The organism is Fulvivirga sp., from assembly GCF_040220315.1.
Lineage (GTDB): Bacteria > Bacteroidota > Bacteroidia > Cytophagales > Cyclobacteriaceae > Fulvivirga.
The window spans coordinates 16,779-37,235 of the sequence record NZ_JAVJUY010000272.1; the positions used below are offsets into that span (position 1 = coordinate 16,779).

The following is a 20,457-nucleotide window of genomic DNA, read 5'->3' on the forward strand; positions in this document are numbered from 1 at the left end:
GTTTTTATACGGGAAGCTGAATGTAAGGTTATAATATTCTAACTTGTAGTTAATATTGATTATTTCCGTAAGTGAAAGATCATGCGGTCTGATTCTTCGGCTAGATAAGGCGAAAGCTCATAATCTCCAAAAACATGTTCTATAGTTAAGCCCGCCTTCAGAAAAAAGGCAAGAAAGTCCTTTCTACGCAGTGCCTTCACTTTTTCCTGAAAATGGTATTGCTTTCCACCATCATTAAATTCAATGTCTTTAATGATGTAGTCATCGGCACTTAGGTGTTTGGAAATATTAAACTCAATTTCACCTATTCGCTTGGTTTCATTAGGTTTTAAATGATGAACAACAGTGTATGGATTTAGAAAATCTAGTATGAAAATGCCTCCAGGTTTTAAACTATCAGCCACTGATTTAATGGCTCTCAGGTGCTCCTCTTTTGTGTCAAAATAGCCGAAACTGGTAAAAAGGTTGAGAATAAAATCATACTCTTCATGCGCAAATGGCTCACGCATATCATGAATATCAAAATGCAATCGATCATTTTCATATCGCTTAGCATATTCAATATTTTGTGCTGACAAGTCTACTCCGACAACATCAAAACCTTTTTTGTTCAGATAGATGCTGTGTCTACCTTTTCCACACGCCAGATCAAGAATTTTATGTGATTTACTTACATCAAGATAATCTGTAAGGTTATCTATAAAAGCCTGTGCTTCTTCATGATCTCTGTGTTTGTACAACACATGATAATAGGGGGAATCAAACCATTCGCCAAACCATTCTTTTTTGCTCATTGTGTCTTTTCAATGCTATTTTCAATTCCAGCTGTGGCGAAAGCCGATATGCTACCATCATCATTACTGAATAATAAGTAAGCATCGTATTCTTTATGATTTTCTAAAAACTGAATGGTTGTTTCCTTACCCATGACCATAAAGGCAGTGGCTAAGGCATCGGCTTCATGGCAAGTGTTGGCAAAAACTGATGCACTTAACAGTTTGTGTTCTATCGGATAACCCGATTTTGGATCAATGGTATGACCGTACTTGACACCATCCACAATATGATAATTAAAGTAATTTCCACTTGTTGCTAATGCCTGGTCTTTAAGCTGAACTATCGCATAAAATTTCTGCTGTAACTCATCAGAATCAGGATGTAAAATACCAACTGACCATGGTTTATTGCTGGCTACATTTTTTCCCTTTACTCGAACTTCCCCACCAATCTCAACAAAATAGTTTTCAATGTTTTTTGACTCAAGATATTCAGCCACTACATCTACTCCGTAACCTTTAGCCGAGGCACTAAAACTAATGCTTACTCTCGAATCAGATTTGGAAACATTGTCAGTTGTGATTGATACTTTATCATATCCTACAAACTGGCTTAAAGAATCTATATATAATGAATCTGGGATAAAACCATCCTCTGGGCCAAACCCCCATGCATTGATATAAGGGCCAATACTAGGATCGAAAGCACCTTCCGTTTTTTCATAAATCTCTTTCGAAACGGCTAGTGCTTCGTAAAAAAATGGAAGTACAAATGTGAATTGATCACCTTTGTTGAATCTACTTATTTCAGACGAAGATATGTAGGTGTTCAGACTTTGATTAAACACCACTAAAAGGCTATCAACTTCTTTTTTGAAATTCCTTTTCTGGGGATCTGCGTATTTTACATTGTACGTAATAGGTCCCATCGTTTTACCCTGAAACCATATCAGCTCTGCTGTTTTATCCTGGCGGTAATGCCATACTAAAAACATGGCCGAGAATAAACCTAAAGTGTATAAGATGTTTTTCCAACGTAGAGTCATTGTACTAAAATTTGCTGCAAATTAATGAAATTGGAATGGCTAATGTTTACTTTAGCACAGTAAATGCCGGAATATGAGAGAAGATTATCTACAAGCTGATGACGACCATTTTGGACCTGAAGAAAAGGAATTTGAAAGAGCTCTTAGGCCGCTAAGTTTTAGTGATTTCACTGGTCAGCAAAAAGTAGTAGATAACATCAAAGTATTCGTTCAGGCTGCCAAGAAAAGAGGTGAGCCGTTAGATCATGTACTTTTACATGGCCCTCCCGGTCTGGGTAAAACCACTCTTTCTCATATTATTGCTAACGAGCTGAACACCAATATTAAAGTTACTTCAGGGCCAATTTTGGATAAACCTGGTGATTTGGCTGGCCTCCTCACTAACCTGGAGGATAATGATGTTCTTTTCATTGATGAAATCCATCGATTAAACCCTATTGTGGAGGAGTATTTATACTCTGCTATGGAGGATTTTAAGATTGATATCATGTTGGACTCAGGGCCCAGTGCGAGAACAGTTCAAATTACACTTTCGCCATTTACCTTAATAGGCGCAACAACACGCTCTGGTTTATTAACTTCTCCTTTGAGAGCAAGGTTTGGTATCAACTCTCGACTAGAGTATTACGATGCCGATTTGCTATCAACCATTGTTGAACGGTCTTGTTCAATATTAAACACTTCTATACAAGCGGATGCTGCTGTTGAAATAGCCAGAAGAAGCAGAGGTACACCTAGAATAGCCAACAACTTATTAAGAAGAACGCGAGACTTTGCTGAAATAAAGGGTGATGGCACCATCAACATGGAAATTGCAAAAATGGCACTTAGCGCTTTGGATGTGGACGATCATGGTCTGGATGATATGGACAATCGCATACTCTCGACCATCATCGAAAAATTTAAAGGTGGCCCGGTGGGTATTTCTACCATCGCCACGGCTTGTGGAGAAGAGGCTGAAACTATTGAAGAAGTGTACGAGCCTTTTTTAATTAAGGAGGGTTATATCAAAAGAACATCTCGCGGAAGAGAGGCAACTGAGCTTGCTTATAAGCATTTAAAGATTGTTCCTCCTACACGAACTGGGGGCCTTTTTGACTAACTAAAGAATATTTTTTTCAACTTTTGTTAACATTCTGTAATAATTTTCGTCTAACAGGTACTAACTGATCAAATCAGTAAGAAAATGAAAACCCAACAACACAGAACTTTAATTATTGTACTAGGCGTGGCGATTGCAGTATGTGTATCCCTATTTACATTAAACTCTAAAGCCGCTGATAAAAATGAAGCACAGGTAAATATGCTTTCCAAGTATAAATCTACGGTACCTTTAATAACTGAACCTTTACATATTTTGGTAAAGGGTCTCAATATCGTGAATAAGTAAAATTTCCATTGCTGTAACAGTTAGAGCGGCTATCTTTGATAAGATGGCTAATTCAACTGCAGATAAGCACACTCGAATAATAAAACAAAAAGCCCATGATTTGGGCTTTTCTTTTTGTGGCATATCTAAAGCCCGGTTTTTAGAAGAGGAGGCTGAAAATTTAGAAAATTGGCTGAAGAGAGGCTATCAAGGTAAAATGAGTTACCTGGAAAATCACTTCGATAAAAGGTTGGACCCAACCAAGCTTGTGCACGGGGCTAAATCGGTTATTTCATTGGTTTACAACTATTATCCTAAGGAAGATTTAGCGAATGATAACACTTATAAATTTGCTAAGTATGCTTATGGTAAAGACTACCATTTCGTTATTAAGGATAAGCTCAAAGGATTTTTAGAAGACTTAAGAGAGCATATTGGAGAGATTTCAGGCAGAGCCTTTGTAGATAGTGCCCCTGTGATGGAGCGCCAATGGGCAGCTCAGTCTGGTGTTGGTTGGATAGGTAAAAATAGCCTGCTTTTAAATCGCTCTATGGGTAGCTTTTTCTTTTTAGCAGAATTAATTGTTGATATTGAACTTACCTATGATGGTCCGGCAAAAGATTATTGTGGCACTTGTACCGCATGTATGGATGCCTGTCCGACAGATGCTATTCCGGAACCCTATGTTGTAGATGGTAGCAAATGTATCTCGTACCTCACTATCGAATTAAAGGATAATATTCCATCAGAGTTTAAAGGCCAAATGCAGGACTGGATATTTGGGTGTGATATCTGCCAGGATGTATGTCCTTGGAACCGTTTTTCTAAACCTCATTCTGAGCCTCAGTTTGAACCTCACCATGATTTAATAGAGATGACTAAATCAGATTGGGAGGAAATGACAGAAGAAGTATTTCGTAAAGTCTTTAAAAAATCCGCTGTAAAGAGAACGAAGTTTAATGGGCTAAAAAGGAATATTAAATTTAATTCCCAGAAAAGTTAATTGGTAAAGCACCGCTGCAATACTAGCTGATGTGATTCTCCGTAATTAGAATAGCACCATTTTCTGAGTTCTTCAATTTCTTCTGCTACCAATGATTTTATGGCTTTTTTCAATTCCTTTTCAAAAAGCTTCAGATCAAAACTTACTTTATCGAGAATCGTCTTAAAATATTCTAGCATGATTGATATTGCATTCTGATTGATTTATCAAAATTAACAACCTTTAATAAAGTATTCGTTAATGCATTATTAAGATTGCCATACATTTGTACGTTAGTAACGATAAGAAGGATTCAAAGAGATATGAAGAGTTGGATATTTACATTTTGTTTTGTCTTAACCGGACTATGTTCAAAAGTTATCGCTCAGGAGATTGATGTTAAATTAGGACCCAATGAAATCGGTGAAAATCAGGCCTGGACAATAACCATCACTGTATCTAACGAGCGGCTGCAGAGCTACGATGATTTCCCTGATATTGAAGGATTTCAAAAAAGAGGTACATCTTCATCCTCCAGTACGCAAATAATTAATGGCCAGATATCATCATCGCAAAGTATTACGATGACCTATGTGCCGCAGCGACAAGGGCAAGTAAACGTACCAGCATTCACGATGACAGTAAATGGCAAGAAAATTTCTTCTCCTGGAACCACTGTAAAAGTGGGTGCACCAGTACAACGCCAAAGAAGCCGGGATCCTTTCAGAAGTTTATTTGACAGAGACCCCTTTGATGATTTTGGTGGTCGTGGAGAAACTGAATTTATAGATATTGATGAAGATGCTTTTCTAGCGCTTACCACTAATAAAAAAGAAATTTATGTTGGTGAAGGAGTTACGGCTACATTATCATTCTTTGTTGCAGAAAGTAACAGAGCGCCACTTCAGTTTTATGAATTAGGAAAACAACTATCAGGGATATTAAAAGACTTGCGCCCAGAAAATTGCTGGGAAGAGAATTTTAATATCGAAAACATCAATGGTGAGTCCGTTGAAATTAATAGAAAGCGATATACTCAGTACAAAATTTATCAAGGTGCTTTTTACCCACTGAATGCTGAGAATATTAATTTCCCTCAAGTTGGATTAGAAATGATTAAGTATAAGGTCGCTAGAAACCCTTCATTCTTTGGCCAAAACAGGCAGGAAGATTTTAAAACATTCTATTCAAAGCCAAAAACAGTAAAAGTGAAGCAACTGCCACCACACCCATTGAAAGACCAGGTAGCTGTGGGCGACTATCACTTATCAGAAGAGATTAATCTAACAGAAACTGAAACGGGCCAGAGCTTTTCTTATCAATTTGGTATATATGGTGAGGGCAATGTATCTGCGGTAAATAAACCGATGATAGACTCAGATGATAATTTCGATTTTTATGAACCAAACATCACCCAAAATATAAATAGAAGAGGCGGTCGTGTTACCGGTTCTAAATCATTTAGCTATTACGGCATACCAAAAGAGCCTGGTGAATACAAATTGGGCGACTACTTTCAATGGGTTTTCTTCAATCCGAATAATGGAAAATATGATACACTCAAATCAGAAAAGATACTTAGGGTTACAGGAGAAAGCAAGAAGAACGAATCAATACAATCTAATGATTTAGGCTCATTCTATGATGATATTGAGTTTGCCGATAATACACTTGAATCTCTAGATAATGATGTGTGGATTCAACTATTGGCCAACCTTTTAATTTTAGGTATGTTAGTAACCTCTGCAGTGATATTTTTGAAGAAATAACTAACAATTAATGTATCGTGGGTAATTCATTCGGACAGCTTTTTAAGATCACCACATTTGGAGAGTCACATGGCGTGGCGATCGGGGTAACTATCGATGGTTGTCCAGCTGGTATAGAATTAGATGAAGCTTTTATACAATCAGAGTTGGATAGAAGAAAACCGGGCCAATCAAAAATTACTACTCAAAGAAAGGAAGCGGATAAATTTGAAATTTTATCGGGTGTTTTTGAGGGAAAATCCACTGGAATGCCAATTGCCATTCTAATCCGTAATAAAGATGCTAAGAGTAAAGATTATTCCCACATAGCCGATAAATTCAGGCCCTCTCATGCAGACTATACCTACGAGAAAAAGTATGGCTTGAGAGATTACCGTGGTGGCGGAAGAAGTTCGGCCAGGGAAACTGCAGCTAGAGTTGCTGCTGGAGCAATAGCGAAACTCTTTTTAAAAAGTATAGGAGTGGATATTAATGCCTATGTTTCGAAGGTTGGAGATATATCAGCACCCCATTACACCCAACTAGATTTATCTAAAACAGAGAGTAATATCGTTCGTTGCCCGGATCAGAAAACGGCCGATAGAATGATTGAGTTAATCGACTCAGTGCGTAAAGACCAGGATACCATTGGCGGTGTGGTTACGGGTGTCATTAAAGGAACTCCAGTTGGCTTAGGTGAACCCGTTTTTGATAAATTACACGCTGAACTCGGCAAAGCCATGCTAAGTATTAATGCAGTGAAAGGCTTTGAATATGGAAGTGGCTTTCATGGAACAACTATGAGAGGGTCTCAGCATAATGATGAATATATAAAAGAAGGAGACCAGGTAAAGACAAAAACTAATCACTCCGGAGGAATACAAGGTGGAATTTCCAACGGAGAAGATATTTATTTTAATGTGGCCTTCAAACCTGTGGCCACGATTATGAAGGATCAGCAGAGCGTAGATAAAGAAGGAAATGAAGTAACCGTTTCTGGCAAGGGAAGGCACGATCCATGTGTTGTTCCTCGGGCTGTGCCTATTGTGGAGGCTATGGCAGCACTAGTTATTGCCGACTTTTATATGATAGGCCAATCGGGTAAATTGCGCTAATTTCTAAAATATGAAGAACTTACCATTACATACTAAGATCATACTAGGGCTTGTAGCTGGAATTATTTGGGCTTTTGTTTCGAGTTATTTAGGATGGAATCAATTTACAATAGACTGGATTGACCCTTTTGGAACAATATTCATCAGGCTTCTTAAATACATCGCAGTACCTTTGGTGCTATTCTCAATAATTTCTGGCGTATCATCTTTAACGGACATATCCAAGCTTGGTAGGTTGGGTGCAAAAACGCTGGGCTTATATTTAACCACCACCCTAATTGCTGTGGGTGTAGGGCTATTACTGGTTAACACCGTAAAGCCCGGTGCTATGTTAGATGAGGAGCAGCGCATTAAAAATAGAATCTCCTATGAGAAGTGGGTGCAAGACACTCCAGGTGTTCCACAACCTCGCGATGGCAGAAACTTTTTGGAAGACCCTAATCTGCGATCAAAAGTGGAAGAAGTAATCAGCGAAAGCGAACTAAAGAAAATGGATGCCAAAAATGCATCTATAGAAGATAAAATGAATACAGCAGAAGAGACTAAGGAAAAGAGTCCGCTGTCATTTATTGTTGAAATGGTGCCAGAAAATGTGGTTTTGGCCATTTCAGATAACCGATTAATGCTTCAGGTCATCTTCTTTGCCATCTTTTTTGGAATTACCTTGGTGCTTGTGCCTAATGAACAGGCCAAGCCATTGATTGAATTTGTAAACAGCGTAAATGCAGTGTTTCTTAAAATGGTAGATATTGTGATGAAGGCAGCACCATTTTTCGTGTTTGCATTATTGGCAGGAGTGATTGCAAAAATGGCCGACACACCAGCCGAAGTTTTTGAAATATTTAAAGGCTTAGGTTCTTATTCACTTACGCTGGTAGCTGGCCTTTTCTTTATGGTATTTATATTCTACCCATTGGTTGTAACCTTTTTCATTAAGAAACTATCCTATAAAGAGTTCTTCAAAAACATTAGCCCGGCACAATTTCTAGCCTTTTCAACAAGCTCTAGTGCAGCCACATTACCTGTAACTATGGAGTGTATTGAAGATAATATGGGTGTTTCTAAAAACATTAGCAGCTTCGTATTGCCCATTGGAGCTACCGTTAATATGGACGGAACAAGTTTATACCAGGCAGTGGCAGTAATATTTATGGCACAAATGCATATGGTAGATTTATCACTTGGACAGCAAATGACAATTGTTTTAACGGCTACCTTGGCCTCGATAGGCGCAGCAGCTACACCAAGTGCCGGCCTGGTAATGATGATCATCGTACTACAATCTGTAGGTTTAAACCCTGCTTGGATCGCCATTATATTTCCTGTTGACAGAATTTTAGATATGTGCAGAACAGTTGTAAACGTAACTGGAGATGCCACTGTATCTACACTTGTCGCCAAATCGGAAGGCGAACTTTCGAAATATTAATTATTACGAACTTATCTTATCGGATTTTGTTTTTGATCTAAACTGAACTTTATGCAAACTACGAATACACAATCTTCAAGAGCCGTAAACCTTTACATGGAGGCCAATCCAAACCCAAACTCACTCAAGTTTGTGGCCAATTTTATGTTACTGCCCGATGGCGTAAGCCTAGACTTTCCAAGCGCTGATGAGGCATCTAATTCGCCACTTGCTTTAGAATTATTTAAGCTGGACTTTGTGGATCGTGTATTCTTCATGGCCAATTTTGTAACTGTTACTAAGAAAGAAGATGTTGAGTGGATTGAAGTTCGAGATCAAGCGAAAGAAGTGATCAAGGCATATTTAGAAGCAGGAAAAAGAGTGGTAGAAGAAATCAATGATGCCAATGAAATCAATGAAAATGATTCCGAAACCGTAAAGAAAATCAAAGGGATTTTGGATGAATACATCAGACCAGCTGTTGAGCAAGATGGAGGTGCAATAACATTCCACTCTTTTGAAAATGGCATATTAAAGGTATTGCTTCAAGGTTCTTGCAGCGGTTGTCCTTCCTCTACAGTTACGCTTAAAGCAGGAATTGAGAATCTTATGAAGCGTATGCTGCCAGATGTCCAATCTGTTGAGGCTGAAGGCGTTTAAGGCTAAGCTCAGCGTTTTTTTAAAATTGTAAATATTCTTCTTTGTAGCTATCTTGGTTACCGTTTATTAAATTACACGTGTAATTACTTTTTTCATGCAAGAAACGAGTGCGATACCCCAAGATAAAATTCAACCATTTCATAATAAAGTTCATGAAGAAGCCGATGGAATAGTACGCTATTTCATATACGGGTTTTTCTTTTTGGGCATAGGACTATCTGTATTTTACGAGACTTATGTGCTTGCATTTGTAATGGGTGCTATCACGGTTGGTTTATACTTTGGAGCAAAATCATTACTAGGTGGCACAATTTGGTTCAGACTAATCATTAGTTTACTATTGTGGAATTTTGCTGTTCAGTTTTTCCTGCAAATGCATGGGATGTATGAAATGCATTTCTTCTACTTTATTGGCCTTACGGTACTCTTATTTTATGAAGATTGGCGAGTACTCGTTCCGCTCATAGCTTACGCTGTTTTTACTTTTCTTTATTTATTTTATAGTCAAATGGCGGGTGGTGAGTTGAATGGGATGCTGGAGAATATCCCTGAGCTTACGTATAAAAATGTGATACTGCACCTGGGCTTACTATTGTTTTATGGGGCACTCTGCATTTTATGGTCTAATTTACAAAAGGGCCAAACCAGGGAGTCAGGCATTAACTATCTTCAAATGCAGGATCAATTAAGCCTGATGGATACAAATATCAACTTCGCCAACAGCATTAGTAAAGGAAATTTAGGTGCTGAGTATGACGCAGAAAAGGCGGATAAACTTGGAGAATCGCTCATGAATATGCGTGATAGTTTGGTTGAGGCAGCGGATCGTGAATCGAAAGAAAAATTCGTGAATGTTGGATTGGCTTCCATCGGAGAGATTTTAAGAAACAATACTGACAACCTTGAAATATTATGTGATCAGGTAATTCAAAGTTTAGTGAAATACATGCGCGCAAACCAAGGGGGCATCTTTATCATTCAAAAAAATGAAGACACAGATGAAAATTATCTGCAACTGATGGCTTGCAGGGCTTATGAAAGAAAAAAATATTTAGAAAAGAGAGTAGAGCTAGGTGAGGGTCTCATCGGGCAGGCAGCCATAGAAAGAAAGACCATTATGATGACTGATGTGCCTGATCACTACATAACCATAACTTCTGGTTTGGGCATAGCAAATCCAAATAGTCTTGTACTTGTGCCTTTAAAATCCAATGAGGAATTGGTTGGCGTAATAGAAATGGCTTCTTTTGATGTTTTTACAGATAATGACATTGACTTTCTGGAAAAAGTGGGTGAAAGTATAGCTTCTACCATCATTTCTGCACAAACCAATCAACAAACTAAAGAGTTGCTCGAGCAATCCAGGCAAATGACTGAGGAGATGCAATCTCAAGAAGAGGAGATGCGCCAGAATATGGAAGAGATGCAAGCCACACAGGAAGAAATGGGCAGGACGCAAAAAGAATTGGGTGAGAAAGAAGCCAATCTTAATGCCCTTATTAATAATACAACCGATTCTATTATTACCATGGACAGAAATTATAAAATTCTGATCATGAATAAAGTGGTTAAAGAAAGATATAAAGGCACACAATATGAGGATATGAAAGAAGGTGCCAACGCACTGGATATGCTGGGCGATGTGAGAGATGAATGGAAAGGCTATTACGATCAGGCATTAGCAGGTGAAGCACTTGATTTTGTTTTGAAAAGCTCAGTTCAGGGAGAAGATACTTATCGCGAGTATTTCATCAACCCTATCAGGGATGATAATGGCTACATTTTGGGAGTTTCTGTTTTCTCCAGAGATGTCACTGATAAGAAGCAGTTTGAAATGGCGGTGCAACAAAAAAGTTCTGTACTTGATGCCATGGTAAATAATACAGACAATACCTATTTTGCCATGGATCTAGATTATAGAATCATCTATGCCAACAAAACACTTAAAGATCGATTTAAGGCAAATGGCCTTGAACTTAATGAAGGGATGAGTATCCTGGAAGTTCTTTCAGGCGATGCCTTAAAAACCTGGAAAGAGCGATATGCCAAAACACTGAATGGCGAAGAATTGCGATTTAAGGAAGACAGGCCTGTTGGCGACAAGGTGCTAAAAATTATTACAGAATGTTTCCCTGTAAAAGACAAGAAAGGAGCAATCATTGGTGCCGCTGTTATTTCAAAGGATGTAACTTCAGAAGAACAAGCAAAAGCCCAGGTGGAAGAGTTAACAGCTGAGATTGAGAAATTGAAAAGTAAGTAAACTTACTTCTTAACAATCAAAAACAAATCCAATGCATTTTCGGCATCATCTTGCAGTAAATAATCTGTATGATGAATTTCGTTGACCAACGAATCATTGCTTGATTTAAGCTTATTCCTGTTAAATCTATTTAGTATATCATACGGAATTCGTAGCAACGGAGCGGGCAAACGGTATTGTAAATTTAGAATATCAAATCTGGTGATTTTCTCTACCGACATTCTATTTTTCTCATGATATTCCATCACTTTTTCATTTCCACCAATGCCTTTCATTACCACTTTATCGAAAATGGAATTGGCCAAATCTGTTAATTGCTGGGCAGTATATTCCCGAATGTGCCATGGGTTTCTCGATAATGTAAGTTTTATGTTTGGCGTACTGATATAAGCTTTTCCCCCAGGCTTTAAAACACGTTTGATTTCTTCTAAAAATAATCGGTCATTTTTTATGTGCTCAATTACCTGAAAGGTTACGATGCTATCATACTGATTGTCCTTAATTTTATTAAACGGAGGAATGTTATCCTGAATAAAGGTAGCATCCGGAAATTTATTAGAAAGCGACTGGATTACTTCATCAATCTTATCAATAGCCGTAAATGACTTGCATTTTGGTTGTAACAGATTAATACCTCTACCTTCACCACAACCAATTTCCAATAAATCACCTTCTACCAATTCTTCAGCCACATAATATGCTTTTAGCAATCGCTGATGAATTGGATTGTCAGATGCTAGTTTATCAGATGCTATTTCGGTTGTATATACGCCCATGTTAGAAATTTTTGCAAAAATAGGTCAATTCGAAAGAAATAACCTGATGCTCTTTTTTTATTTGCCAAGTATCACCTTAATTTATCCATACAATTGAAAAGGAATGCGCGCCATTAGAATAGTAGTATCTGTAGTTGTCATATTTTTTAGTCAAACAATTCAGGCTCAGAACTCCGGCAATATTGGCGTTTCAATGATGTCGGTTGCTTCAAATGACTCGCTACATTTGTATTTGGAGATCGATTTAGATGCAAAATCATCAAGGCTTTATAATTATAAATTTCAATTTAGTACTGCATCTGAAAATGAAGAAATATTAATTGCTTATCTGGATAGCACCTACCTGGGGAATGAAATGGATCAACACTATTTTAAATTTTCCTTTCCAAGAAGCGTTTTAAGACCTAAAATTAAAACACGGTTGATAAAGTTATCGGATGGACTAACCTTCAATTTTATTCATGAGGTAAATGAATCACATCCTTTTATACTATTCAATTCAAAAAATATTCCTTTATTAAAGTATTGGACCAATCCGGGTATTTTTCAGGCTCCTAATAGCATTCATGTATTTTATTACAACTACGATTTTAGCATTGCACTACCTCCCATGACTACCAGAAATGATGCACCTTCACAGGAGATGGGTATTGACTCATCATTCTTAGCTCAGGGTACAATTTCTATGAAAAAACCTGGCTTGTATCTGATGCAAGCTGATACTACCTCCAATCAGGCATTAACAATTAGGGTTGAACCCTTCTATTTTCCGCGATTTACAACGGTTGAAGAACTTACACAACCTTTGATTTATATAACAGATGATGAAGAGCAAAAAACATTGGCAGAAGTGGGTAATGATAAGCGCTTGTTTGATAAATTCTGGCTACAACTGGCAGGTAATCCTGAGCGTGCTAAGAAGATTATCCGTTTATTTTATGATCGGGTTGAATATGTAAATACGAATTTCACCACCTTCAAAGATGGTTGGAAAACTGATATGGGTATGATTTACTTGATTATGGGAAGCCCTGATAATATCGAAAAAATTGGGAATAAAGAGATCTGGAACTATCAGGAAGACCGACATTTGCCAATGAGAAAGTACCAGTTTATAAAAACATCAACATTATTCTCCCCAGCACATTATGTGTTAATAAGGGAGAAAAAGCATGCTGAATCATGGTATGAAGCAATAAACTTGTTAAGAAACGCAATATTTAAGTGAAGCATATAACTAAGGATAATCTGGTATTTGGCACGCGTGCCATACTCGAAACCATTGAATCAGGTAAAGAAATAGATAAGCTCCTAATCCAAAAAGGCCTGGCTAATGATTTAATTAAGCAATTGATTCAAACGGCAAAATCTCATGGTGTACCATTTTCTACAGTACCCATTGAAAAACTAAATAGGGTCACCAGAAAAAATCATCAAGGTGCAATAGCATTTGTGTCTTCTATTCATTATGCTTCTTTAGACAATGTAATTAACGAAACGTATCAGCAAGGCAAGGAACCGTTGTTACTCATACTTGATAGAGTTACCGATGTACGTAATTTTGGGGCTGTAGCCAGAACAGCAGAGTGCGCTGGCGTGGATGCCATCATTATCCCATCCAGAGGTGGGGCTGCAATAAATGCAGATGCCATGAAAACATCGGCAGGGGCGTTAAATTACATTCCGATATGCCGCGAAGATAACCTTAAAAACACAATAGACTATTTGAAACAAAGTGGAATTACTGTTTTTGCGTGTACCGAAAAGGCGTCAGAGCCGTTGTACAAGTGTGATTTTAAAAAACCAGCAGCCATTATTATGGGATCAGAAGAAGATGGTATCTCTCCGGAATATTTGAAGCTTGCTGACAATCAAATGTTTATACCAATGACAGGGAATATAGATTCACTGAATGTATCGGTATCAGCCGGTATTGCGATTTTTGAAGCTGTTAGACAAAGAAGTTTATAAAAATTCCTTTCCTTTAGATTTCTTCACATCGGCCACAAAGTCCCTAAACTTTTGTTCATTATCTCTTCTACAAATCAGTAACACATTATCACATTCAGTAACCATGTAATTCTGTAGTCCTTGTACTATAATTAGCTTGTCTCTGGGGCCTTTTATGAGTGTGTTTTTCGTATCATACACCAGGGTATTGGCCTGTAAAACATTATCGTTGGCATCTTTTTCACTATGCTCATGCATTGCGTTCCATGAACCTAGGTCAGACCAGGTAAACTGGGAAGGAACTACATAAACCGAAGAGGCATTTTCCATTACGCCAAAATCAATAGAGATATTCGTACATTGTGAATATACTAGTGAAATGGCCGCAGCTTCATCAGATGTACTCAGTTTGGGTAGCGCTTCCTCAAAGAGTTCGCTCAATTCAGGCAAACAGTCTTCAATAGCCTTTATAATTGCCTGCACCCCCCAGATGAAAATTCCTGAGTTCCATAAAAAGTCTCCGCTCTCAATAAATTTTTCAGCCAGTTGTTTTTCAGGCTTTTCAGTAAATGTTTTCACTTTTTTGATGCTACCTTTTTCATCTAAAAATTGAATGTATCCAAAACCCGTTTCAGGCTTATTAGGCTTTAATCCTAGTGTAATCAACTTCTCCTGATCGCTAGCAGCCTCCAACGCCTTTTCCCAGTAAGAAAGAAACTGTCCTTCATCAACAATCAGGTGGTCAGATGGAGCGATGGTGATAATAGCATCTGGGTCTTTTTTTGCTATTTTATAGGATGCATATGCGATGCATGGTGCTGTATTTCTTCTCAACGGCTCAAGCAGAATTTGGTCATTTGTTAGCTTAGGAAGTTGCTCCTTTACCAAATCTCCATAATCCTGGTGAGTAACTACATATATGTTTTCCTCAGGCACTTTATTTTTAAATCGATCGTAAGTCATTTGAATTAACGTACGGCCAGTATTTAAAATATCTAAAAATTGCTTTGGCTTGGTAGTTCTGCTGTAGGGCCAAAAACGGCTACCTACTCCACCCGCCATTATTACAACATAATTATTTTTATTCATCAGATTGGTTATCAAATGATACCTTCTTTTAAGAGATCATGCAAGTGCACAAATCCGGCTACTTTTTCACCATCCATTACTATCACTTGGCTGATATTATTTTGCTGCATCACATTCAAAGCTTTAACAGCAAAGTCACCTTTTTCTACTTGCTTGGGGTTTACAGACATAATTTGCTCGGCAATAACTTTATCCAGATTCACACCTTTTTCAATGCCCCGCCTTAAGTCACCATCAGTAACAATGCCTATTAGCTTATTATTTTTAAGCACGGCAGTGGCGCCCAATCTTTTCGTAGATATTTCGAGAATAGTTTCTTTAAAATTGGCATCATGTTGCACTATTGGTACCTCATTGTGCGATATAATGTCATCAACTTTTAAGTAAAGTTGCTTGCCCAATGCACCTCCAGGATGATACCTGGCAAAATCTTCACTTGTAAAACTTTTTAGCTCCATCAGGCAAACGGCCAATGCATCACCCAAAGCCATGTGAGCGGTTGTGCTGGTTGTTGGTGCCAAACTATTTGGGCAAGCTTCATCGGCAATAGTAGCATTTAGCACATAATCAGATTGTTGGCCAAGATAAGAATCAACATTACTAACAAGTCCTACAAGCTTGCAGTTAGTTCGCTTTATCAATGGCACTAAAACTTTAATTTCAGGGGTATTACCACTCTTAGAAATACAAATTACAATGTCATCATCCTGGATCATTCCTAAATCTCCGTGGATGGCATCAGCAGCATGCATAAAAAGAGATGGTGTGCCGGTGGAATTCAGCGTGGCTACAATTTTACTGGCTACAATGGCACTTTTACCTATTCCGGTAATCACCACTCGGCCTTTCGATTTGAAAATTGCTTCAACACATTCTTCAAATTGATCGTCAATATAATTGGCAATATTGTTCAACGCCTCAGACTCATTTATGAGTACTCTTTTGGCGATATTCTGGATATTTTTTGCTAACTTCAATGTCCTTTAAGATTAGTAATCAGGGCGCGTCAAAGATAGTAAATCGAATCGAAATGGCACTTTAAAATTGACCTGGATGCTCGCAGAACAGACCGATATATTACGAGGAAAATTAAAAGAGGTTTTTGGCTATAGCCAATTCCGAGGAAACCAGGAGGGTATCATCAGGCATATCCTCGAAGGCAAAAATACGTTTGTGATTATGCCAACAGGTGCTGGTAAATCATTGTGCTATCAACTACCTTCCTTAGTCACCGATGGTTTGGCGGTTGTTATTTCACCGCTAATTGCATTAATGAAGAATCAGGTAGACCAAATGAATGCCTTTGGGATAAATGCCCAGTATTTGAATTCTACCCTAACTAAAGGGGAAATTAACAGAGTTAAAAAAGAGTGCTTGAATGGCGAGATTCAGTTGCTTTATGTTGCTCCTGAATCGTTAACTAAACCTGATAATGTAGATTTTCTTAAAAAGGTAAATATTGCGTTCGTTGCAGTTGATGAAGCGCACTGTATTTCAGAATGGGGGCACGATTTCCGACCAGAGTATAGAAGAATAAAAGAAATTATAGCACAGATAGGCCAACTTCCTATTATAGCGCTAACAGCTACAGCAACACCTAAAGTACAGCTGGATATTCAGAAAAACCTGAATATGGAGAATGCCAGTGTGTTTAAATCGTCATTCAACAGAACCAATTTGTTTTATGACGTGCGCCAAAAAAAGCATGCTAAAAAGCAAGTAATAGAGTTTCTTAAAAAGAACAAAGGTAAGTGTGGTATTGTCTATTGCCTGAGCAGAAAGAAAGTAGAGGAAATAGCCGAACTACTTAGTGTGAATGGCTTTAATGCAGTGCCTTATCATGCTGGGTTAGAGCCAGCTGTTCGTGAAAAAAATCAGGATGATTTTTTAAATGAGAATGTTGATATTGTTGTTGCCACCATCGCATTTGGCATGGGCATCGATAAACCTGATGTTCGGTTTGTGATCCACTATGATGTACCAAAGTCATTGGAAGGGTATTATCAAGAGACTGGCCGGGCAGGAAGAGATGGATTGGAAGGCCATTGTTTAATGCTTTACAGTCATAATGACATTAACAAGCTTGAAAAGTTTAACAAAGACAAACCTGTACAAGAAAGGGAGAATTCAAGAGTTCTGCTACAGGAAATGTCCTTCTATGCAGAATCACCGGTGTGCAGAAGAAAACAGCTACTCCATTATTTTGGTGAAGAATTTAAAATAGATAATTGTGGAGGTTGTGATAATTGTGTAAACCCAAAAGATAAATTTGAAGGGCAAGATTACGTTTCATTGGTACTTCAGGCGGTGGAACAAACAGGTGAGCGATTTGGTCTCAATCATATCGCACATGTGCTAAGAGGCATAAGCAACGCACACACCCAGTCGTACGATCATGATAAGCTCGATGTATTTGGAAAAGGTGATGACGAAGATGAGGATTTTTGGAAGACAGTAATTCGTCAAACGCTTATATATGAATACCTGGAAAAAGATATTGAAAATATCGGTGTGCTCAAATTATCTGAAAAAGGCAAAAAATTCCTGATTAAGCCTGAATCCATAATGCTGGCGAAAGATCATGAATATACCGTTGGCGAAGAAGAGGAAGAAGCGGAGCGGGTACCCGTAAATGCCAAGGCATATGACGAAGAACTATTTACACTTTTAAAAGCCCTAAGAAAGAAGGAAGGGGATAAAAAAGATTTGCAGCCGTGGATCATTTTTCAAGATCCTTCCTTAGAAGAAATGGCAACTACTTACCCTACCACTGAAGAGGAGCTATCTCAAATTAATGGAGTGGGCATGGGTAAGGTCAAAAAATTTGGTCAACCTTTTCTAGCACTGATAAAAGAATATGTAGAAGAGAATGATATCACAACCGCTTCTAATGTTGTGGTAAAGTCATCCGTTAATAAATCAAAACTCAAAATTTTCATCATTCAGCAGATAGATAGGAAAGTAGATTTAGATGAAATTGCTGAGTCAAAGGGCATTTCATTCGAAAGCCTATTAGATGAAATAGAGAATATTTGTTACTCAGGCACAAAACTAAACCTTGACTATTATATTGATGATATTCTGGATAAGGACAAGCAAGATGATATTTTTGATTATTTCTTAAATGCCAACACCGATAGCATTGAAGATGCCTTGGATGACGAAGATAATGACGAATATTCTGAGGAGGAACTACGTCTAATGCGCATCAAGTTTATGTCAGAATACGCCAACTAGAATATTATCTTCCAGCCAATTATCTCCTTAAATACAATTGTATAACTTTGCCTCTTTCTGAATAAGCATATAATTATATGAATATATTAGTATTAGGAAGTGGCGGCCGCGAACATACGTTGGCCTGGAAAATTTCTCAAAGCTTTAACTGCACCCAAGTGTTTGTGGCTCCTGGTAATGCAGGCACAAACTTCATAGCAGAGAATGTTGATATTCAAGTAAACGATTTTGAAGCCATAGGCCTTTTTGCTGTAGAAAATGAGATAGATCTCATTGTTGTTGGGCCAGAAGACCCTTTAGTAAATGGTATTAGAGATTACTTCGAGGCGAGCGAAGCTTTAAAGAAAATTAAAATTGTTGGCCCTGGCAAAAAAGGAGCTCAGCTAGAGGGAAGTAAAGACTTTAGTAAGTCTTTTATGCAAAAATATGGTATTCCAACTGCTGAAGCCAAAACGTTTACCTCAAATACACTGGAAGAGGGTTTTACTTATTTAGAAAATTGTGCTATGCCCATAGTGCTTAAAGCTGATGGATTAGCTGCTGGCAAAGGCGTTGTTATTGCCGAAACAATAGAAGAGGCTAAGGATACCTTAAGGTCAATGTTAATTGATAAGCAATTTGGAGAAGCAAGCTCCAAGGTGCTCATTGAACAATTTCTTGAGGGCATAGAGCTGTCGGTTTTTGTTCTGACAGATGGCAAGGATTATATTGTACTTCCTGAGGCAAAAGATTATAAACGCATTGGCGAAGGTGATACGGGGTTGAATACAGGTGGCATGGGAGCAGTTTCACCAGTAAAATTTGCTGATGAGGCTTTTATGAAGAAAGTAGAGGATACAATTATTAAACCAACAGTTGATGGGTTGGCCAAAGAAAACATCGATTACAAAGGCTTTATCTTTATTGGCCTGATGAATGTAGCAGGAAATCCATATGTGATAGAATATAATGTTAGAATGGGTGATCCTGAAACTCAGGCAGTAATACCAAGAATACAAAGCGATATTGTAGATATGCTGGATGCTGCTGCCACTGGTCAATTACACGACTATAAACTAGAGATTGGCAACTTTACTGTGGCAGGTGTGGTATTGGTTTCAGGGGGCTACCCTGGCAGTTACGAAAAAGGAAAATCAATTCAGGGTTTAGCTGATATTACCGAAACACTCGTTATTCATGCAGGTACAAAACAAGAAGATTATGAGGTTTTAACTGATGGTGGCAGGGTTCTTACCGTTTTGGGTAGAGGCTCTGATCTTGAAGAAGCACTTAAATCTGCCTACACCGCTGTAAAAGCAATTTCTTGGGATGGCATGTATTATAGAAAGGATATCGGGAAAGATATTTTATCAGCACGAATAGTTTAAAATCTTGAATTATTTATCTTTATTGACGGACTAAAATTGATGAACGATGGGATGCGGTACGTGTAGTTCAGGAAGTAAAGTCTCTGGTTGTAATAACAATGGCGGTTGCCAAACCGGAGGGTGCAATAAAATGAACGTTTTTGACTGGTTGTCTAACATGGACATGCCGGTAGTAGATAAATTTAATGTGGTGGAAGTGCGCTTTAAGGGTGGCCACAAAGAGTACTTTAAAAATAGTGACAATCTTGATCTTACCACCGGTGATGCTGTAGTAGTAGATGTGCCCAACGGGCATCACATTGGCCACGTTTCTTTGCAGGGTGAATTGGTGCGACTCCAAATGCAAAAGAAAAAGGTGAAGAACGATGATGAGATAAAAAAAATCTACCGCATAGCCCATCAAAAAGATTTAGAAAAATACGAGGAGGTTAAGAACAGGGAGATGCCTACACTTTACCGGGCGCGACAAATTATAGATGACCTTAAGCTAGAAATGAAGCTATCAGATGTAGAGTATCAGGCAGATAACTCTAAGGCAACTTTCTATTATTCGGCAGAAGACCGTGTAGATTTTAGAGAACTAATAAAGCTTTTGGCGGGTGAATTTAAAATACGAGTAGAAATGCGCCAGATAAGCCTGAGGCAGGAAGCTGGAAGGCTGGGTGGCATTGGGT

At 38.1% G+C, this 20,457-nt stretch carries 19 protein-coding genes; 13 read left to right on the top strand and 6 right to left on the bottom strand.

From position 1 onward, the window contains the following. Positions 1-59: 59 nt before the first annotated feature. Positions 60-794 carry a class I SAM-dependent methyltransferase gene (locus tag RLO81_RS13585; protein WP_350112549.1) on the bottom strand — a complete coding sequence of 245 codons (735 nt, stop codon included), beginning with the start codon at positions 792-794 and terminating at the stop codon, positions 60-62. Next, entirely contained in the window at positions 791-1,822 is a 1,032-nt protein-coding gene (locus tag RLO81_RS13590) for an FAD:protein FMN transferase (RefSeq protein WP_350112552.1), read from the bottom strand. The genes RLO81_RS13585 and RLO81_RS13590 overlap by 4 nt, the downstream gene beginning before the upstream one ends. Before the next feature lie 73 nt (positions 1,823-1,895). Here RLO81_RS13590 and ruvB point away from each other — a divergent pair, with 73 nt between their 5' ends. The 3 genes from ruvB (at position 1,896) to queG (ending at position 4,194) form a co-directional block, all read left to right on the top strand. Further along, positions 1,896-2,924 carry a Holliday junction branch migration DNA helicase RuvB gene (ruvB, locus tag RLO81_RS13595; RefSeq protein ID WP_350112555.1) on the top strand — a complete coding sequence of 343 codons (1,029 nt, stop codon included), beginning with the start codon at positions 1,896-1,898 and terminating at the stop codon, positions 2,922-2,924. A gap of 84 nt (positions 2,925-3,008) precedes the next feature. Continuing rightward, entirely contained in the window at positions 3,009-3,212 is a 204-nt protein-coding gene (locus RLO81_RS13600) for a hypothetical protein (protein WP_350112558.1), read from the top strand. 43 nt (positions 3,213-3,255) lie between these two features. Continuing rightward, positions 3,256-4,194 (top strand): tRNA epoxyqueuosine(34) reductase QueG, encoded by a 939-nt coding sequence (gene queG / locus RLO81_RS13605; protein WP_350112561.1) that lies wholly within the window; start codon positions 3,256-3,258, stop codon positions 4,192-4,194. On the opposite strand, the gene RLO81_RS13610 is transcribed toward queG, so the two are convergent. After that, positions 4,191-4,373 carry a hypothetical protein gene (locus RLO81_RS13610; RefSeq protein WP_350112564.1) on the bottom strand — a complete coding sequence of 61 codons (183 nt, stop codon included), beginning with the start codon at positions 4,371-4,373 and terminating at the stop codon, positions 4,191-4,193. The two genes, queG and RLO81_RS13610, sit on opposite strands and share 4 nt — an antisense overlap. 123 nt (positions 4,374-4,496) lie before the next feature. Between RLO81_RS13610 and RLO81_RS13615 the strand changes: the two genes are divergently transcribed. The 5 genes from RLO81_RS13615 (at position 4,497) to RLO81_RS13635 (ending at position 11,364) form a co-directional block, all read left to right on the top strand. Further along, positions 4,497-5,942, top strand: a complete 1,446-nt coding sequence (locus RLO81_RS13615) for a BatD family protein (RefSeq protein ID WP_350112567.1) — start codon at positions 4,497-4,499, stop codon at positions 5,940-5,942. A 17-nt stretch (positions 5,943-5,959) separates the two neighbouring features. Continuing rightward, positions 5,960-7,036, top strand: a complete 1,077-nt coding sequence (aroC, locus tag RLO81_RS13620) for a chorismate synthase (RefSeq protein ID WP_350112570.1) — start codon at positions 5,960-5,962, stop codon at positions 7,034-7,036. Positions 7,037-7,046: 10 nt separating this feature from the next. Next, positions 7,047-8,465 carry a dicarboxylate/amino acid:cation symporter gene (locus RLO81_RS13625; RefSeq protein WP_350112573.1) on the top strand — a complete coding sequence of 473 codons (1,419 nt, stop codon included), beginning with the start codon at positions 7,047-7,049 and terminating at the stop codon, positions 8,463-8,465. 51 nt (positions 8,466-8,516) lie between these two features. Beyond that, positions 8,517-9,104 (top strand): NifU family protein, encoded by a 588-nt coding sequence (locus tag RLO81_RS13630; protein WP_350112576.1) that lies wholly within the window; start codon positions 8,517-8,519, stop codon positions 9,102-9,104. Positions 9,105-9,198: 94 nt separating this feature from the next. Beyond that, on the top strand, positions 9,199-11,364 hold the full coding sequence (locus RLO81_RS13635; RefSeq protein WP_350112579.1) for a PAS domain-containing protein: 2,166 nt from the start codon (positions 9,199-9,201) through the stop codon (positions 11,362-11,364). Between the two features lie 2 nt (positions 11,365-11,366). On the opposite strand, the gene RLO81_RS13640 is transcribed toward RLO81_RS13635, so the two are convergent. Next, positions 11,367-12,140 (bottom strand): class I SAM-dependent methyltransferase, encoded by a 774-nt coding sequence (locus RLO81_RS13640; RefSeq protein WP_350112582.1) that lies wholly within the window; start codon positions 12,138-12,140, stop codon positions 11,367-11,369. A gap of 103 nt (positions 12,141-12,243) precedes the next feature. On the opposite strand from RLO81_RS13640, the gene RLO81_RS13645 reads away from it, so the two are divergent. After that, positions 12,244-13,368, top strand: a complete 1,125-nt coding sequence (locus tag RLO81_RS13645) for a GWxTD domain-containing protein (protein ID WP_350112585.1) — start codon at positions 12,244-12,246, stop codon at positions 13,366-13,368. Next, positions 13,365-14,111 (top strand): 23S rRNA (guanosine(2251)-2'-O)-methyltransferase RlmB, encoded by a 747-nt coding sequence (gene rlmB / locus RLO81_RS13650; protein WP_350112588.1) that lies wholly within the window; start codon positions 13,365-13,367, stop codon positions 14,109-14,111. The genes RLO81_RS13645 and rlmB overlap by 4 nt, the downstream gene beginning before the upstream one ends. Here the strand turns inward: rlmB and RLO81_RS13655 are convergent. Continuing rightward, positions 14,106-15,179 carry a mannose-1-phosphate guanylyltransferase gene (locus RLO81_RS13655; protein ID WP_350112591.1) on the bottom strand — a complete coding sequence of 358 codons (1,074 nt, stop codon included), beginning with the start codon at positions 15,177-15,179 and terminating at the stop codon, positions 14,106-14,108. The two genes, rlmB and RLO81_RS13655, sit on opposite strands and share 6 nt — an antisense overlap. Before the next feature lie 11 nt (positions 15,180-15,190). Next, a complete protein-coding gene (locus RLO81_RS13660) occupies positions 15,191-16,156 on the bottom strand; it encodes a KpsF/GutQ family sugar-phosphate isomerase (protein WP_350112594.1) in 966 nt (321 codons plus the stop codon). A 76-nt stretch (positions 16,157-16,232) separates the two neighbouring features. Here RLO81_RS13660 and recQ point away from each other — a divergent pair, with 76 nt between their 5' ends. The 3 genes from recQ to RLO81_RS13675 form a co-directional block, all read left to right on the top strand. Continuing rightward, positions 16,233-18,416 carry a DNA helicase RecQ gene (recQ, locus tag RLO81_RS13665; RefSeq protein WP_350112597.1) on the top strand — a complete coding sequence of 728 codons (2,184 nt, stop codon included), beginning with the start codon at positions 16,233-16,235 and terminating at the stop codon, positions 18,414-18,416. 77 nt (positions 18,417-18,493) lie between these two features. Continuing rightward, a complete protein-coding gene (purD, locus tag RLO81_RS13670) occupies positions 18,494-19,783 on the top strand; it encodes a phosphoribosylamine--glycine ligase (RefSeq protein WP_350112600.1) in 1,290 nt (429 codons plus the stop codon). Between the two features lie 46 nt (positions 19,784-19,829). After that, positions 19,830-20,457 (top strand): PSP1 domain-containing protein (locus RLO81_RS13675; protein WP_502880453.1); only part of this gene is annotated, 628 nt, incomplete at its 3' end.

Bases quoted from the DNA above. Each gene is read 5' to 3' on its own strand.
- RLO81_RS13585 (WP_350112549.1), bottom strand. From the start codon at position 794: ATGAGCAAAAAAGAATGGTTTGGCGAATGGTTTGATTCCCCCTATTAT.
- RLO81_RS13590 (WP_350112552.1), bottom strand. From the start codon at position 1,822: ATGACTCTACGTTGGAAAAACATCTTATACACTTTAGGTTTATTCTCG.
- ruvB (WP_350112555.1), top strand. From the start codon at position 1,896: ATGAGAGAAGATTATCTACAAGCTGATGACGACCATTTTGGACCTGAA.
- RLO81_RS13600 (WP_350112558.1), top strand. From the start codon at position 3,009: ATGAAAACCCAACAACACAGAACTTTAATTATTGTACTAGGCGTGGCG.
- queG (WP_350112561.1), top strand. From the start codon at position 3,256: ATGGCTAATTCAACTGCAGATAAGCACACTCGAATAATAAAACAAAAA.
- RLO81_RS13610 (WP_350112564.1), bottom strand. From the start codon at position 4,373: ATGCTAGAATATTTTAAGACGATTCTCGATAAAGTAAGTTTTGATCTG.
- RLO81_RS13615 (WP_350112567.1), top strand. From the start codon at position 4,497: ATGAAGAGTTGGATATTTACATTTTGTTTTGTCTTAACCGGACTATGT.
- RLO81_RS13625 (WP_350112573.1), top strand. From the start codon at position 7,047: ATGAAGAACTTACCATTACATACTAAGATCATACTAGGGCTTGTAGCT.
- RLO81_RS13630 (WP_350112576.1), top strand. From the start codon at position 8,517: ATGCAAACTACGAATACACAATCTTCAAGAGCCGTAAACCTTTACATG.
- RLO81_RS13635 (WP_350112579.1), top strand. From the start codon at position 9,199: ATGCAAGAAACGAGTGCGATACCCCAAGATAAAATTCAACCATTTCAT.
- RLO81_RS13640 (WP_350112582.1), bottom strand. From the start codon at position 12,140: ATGGGCGTATATACAACCGAAATAGCATCTGATAAACTAGCATCTGAC.
- RLO81_RS13645 (WP_350112585.1), top strand. From the start codon at position 12,244: ATGCGCGCCATTAGAATAGTAGTATCTGTAGTTGTCATATTTTTTAGT.
- RLO81_RS13655 (WP_350112591.1), bottom strand. From the start codon at position 15,179: ATGAATAAAAATAATTATGTTGTAATAATGGCGGGTGGAGTAGGTAGC.
- recQ (WP_350112597.1), top strand. From the start codon at position 16,233: ATGCTCGCAGAACAGACCGATATATTACGAGGAAAATTAAAAGAGGTT.
- purD (WP_350112600.1), top strand. From the start codon at position 18,494: ATGAATATATTAGTATTAGGAAGTGGCGGCCGCGAACATACGTTGGCC.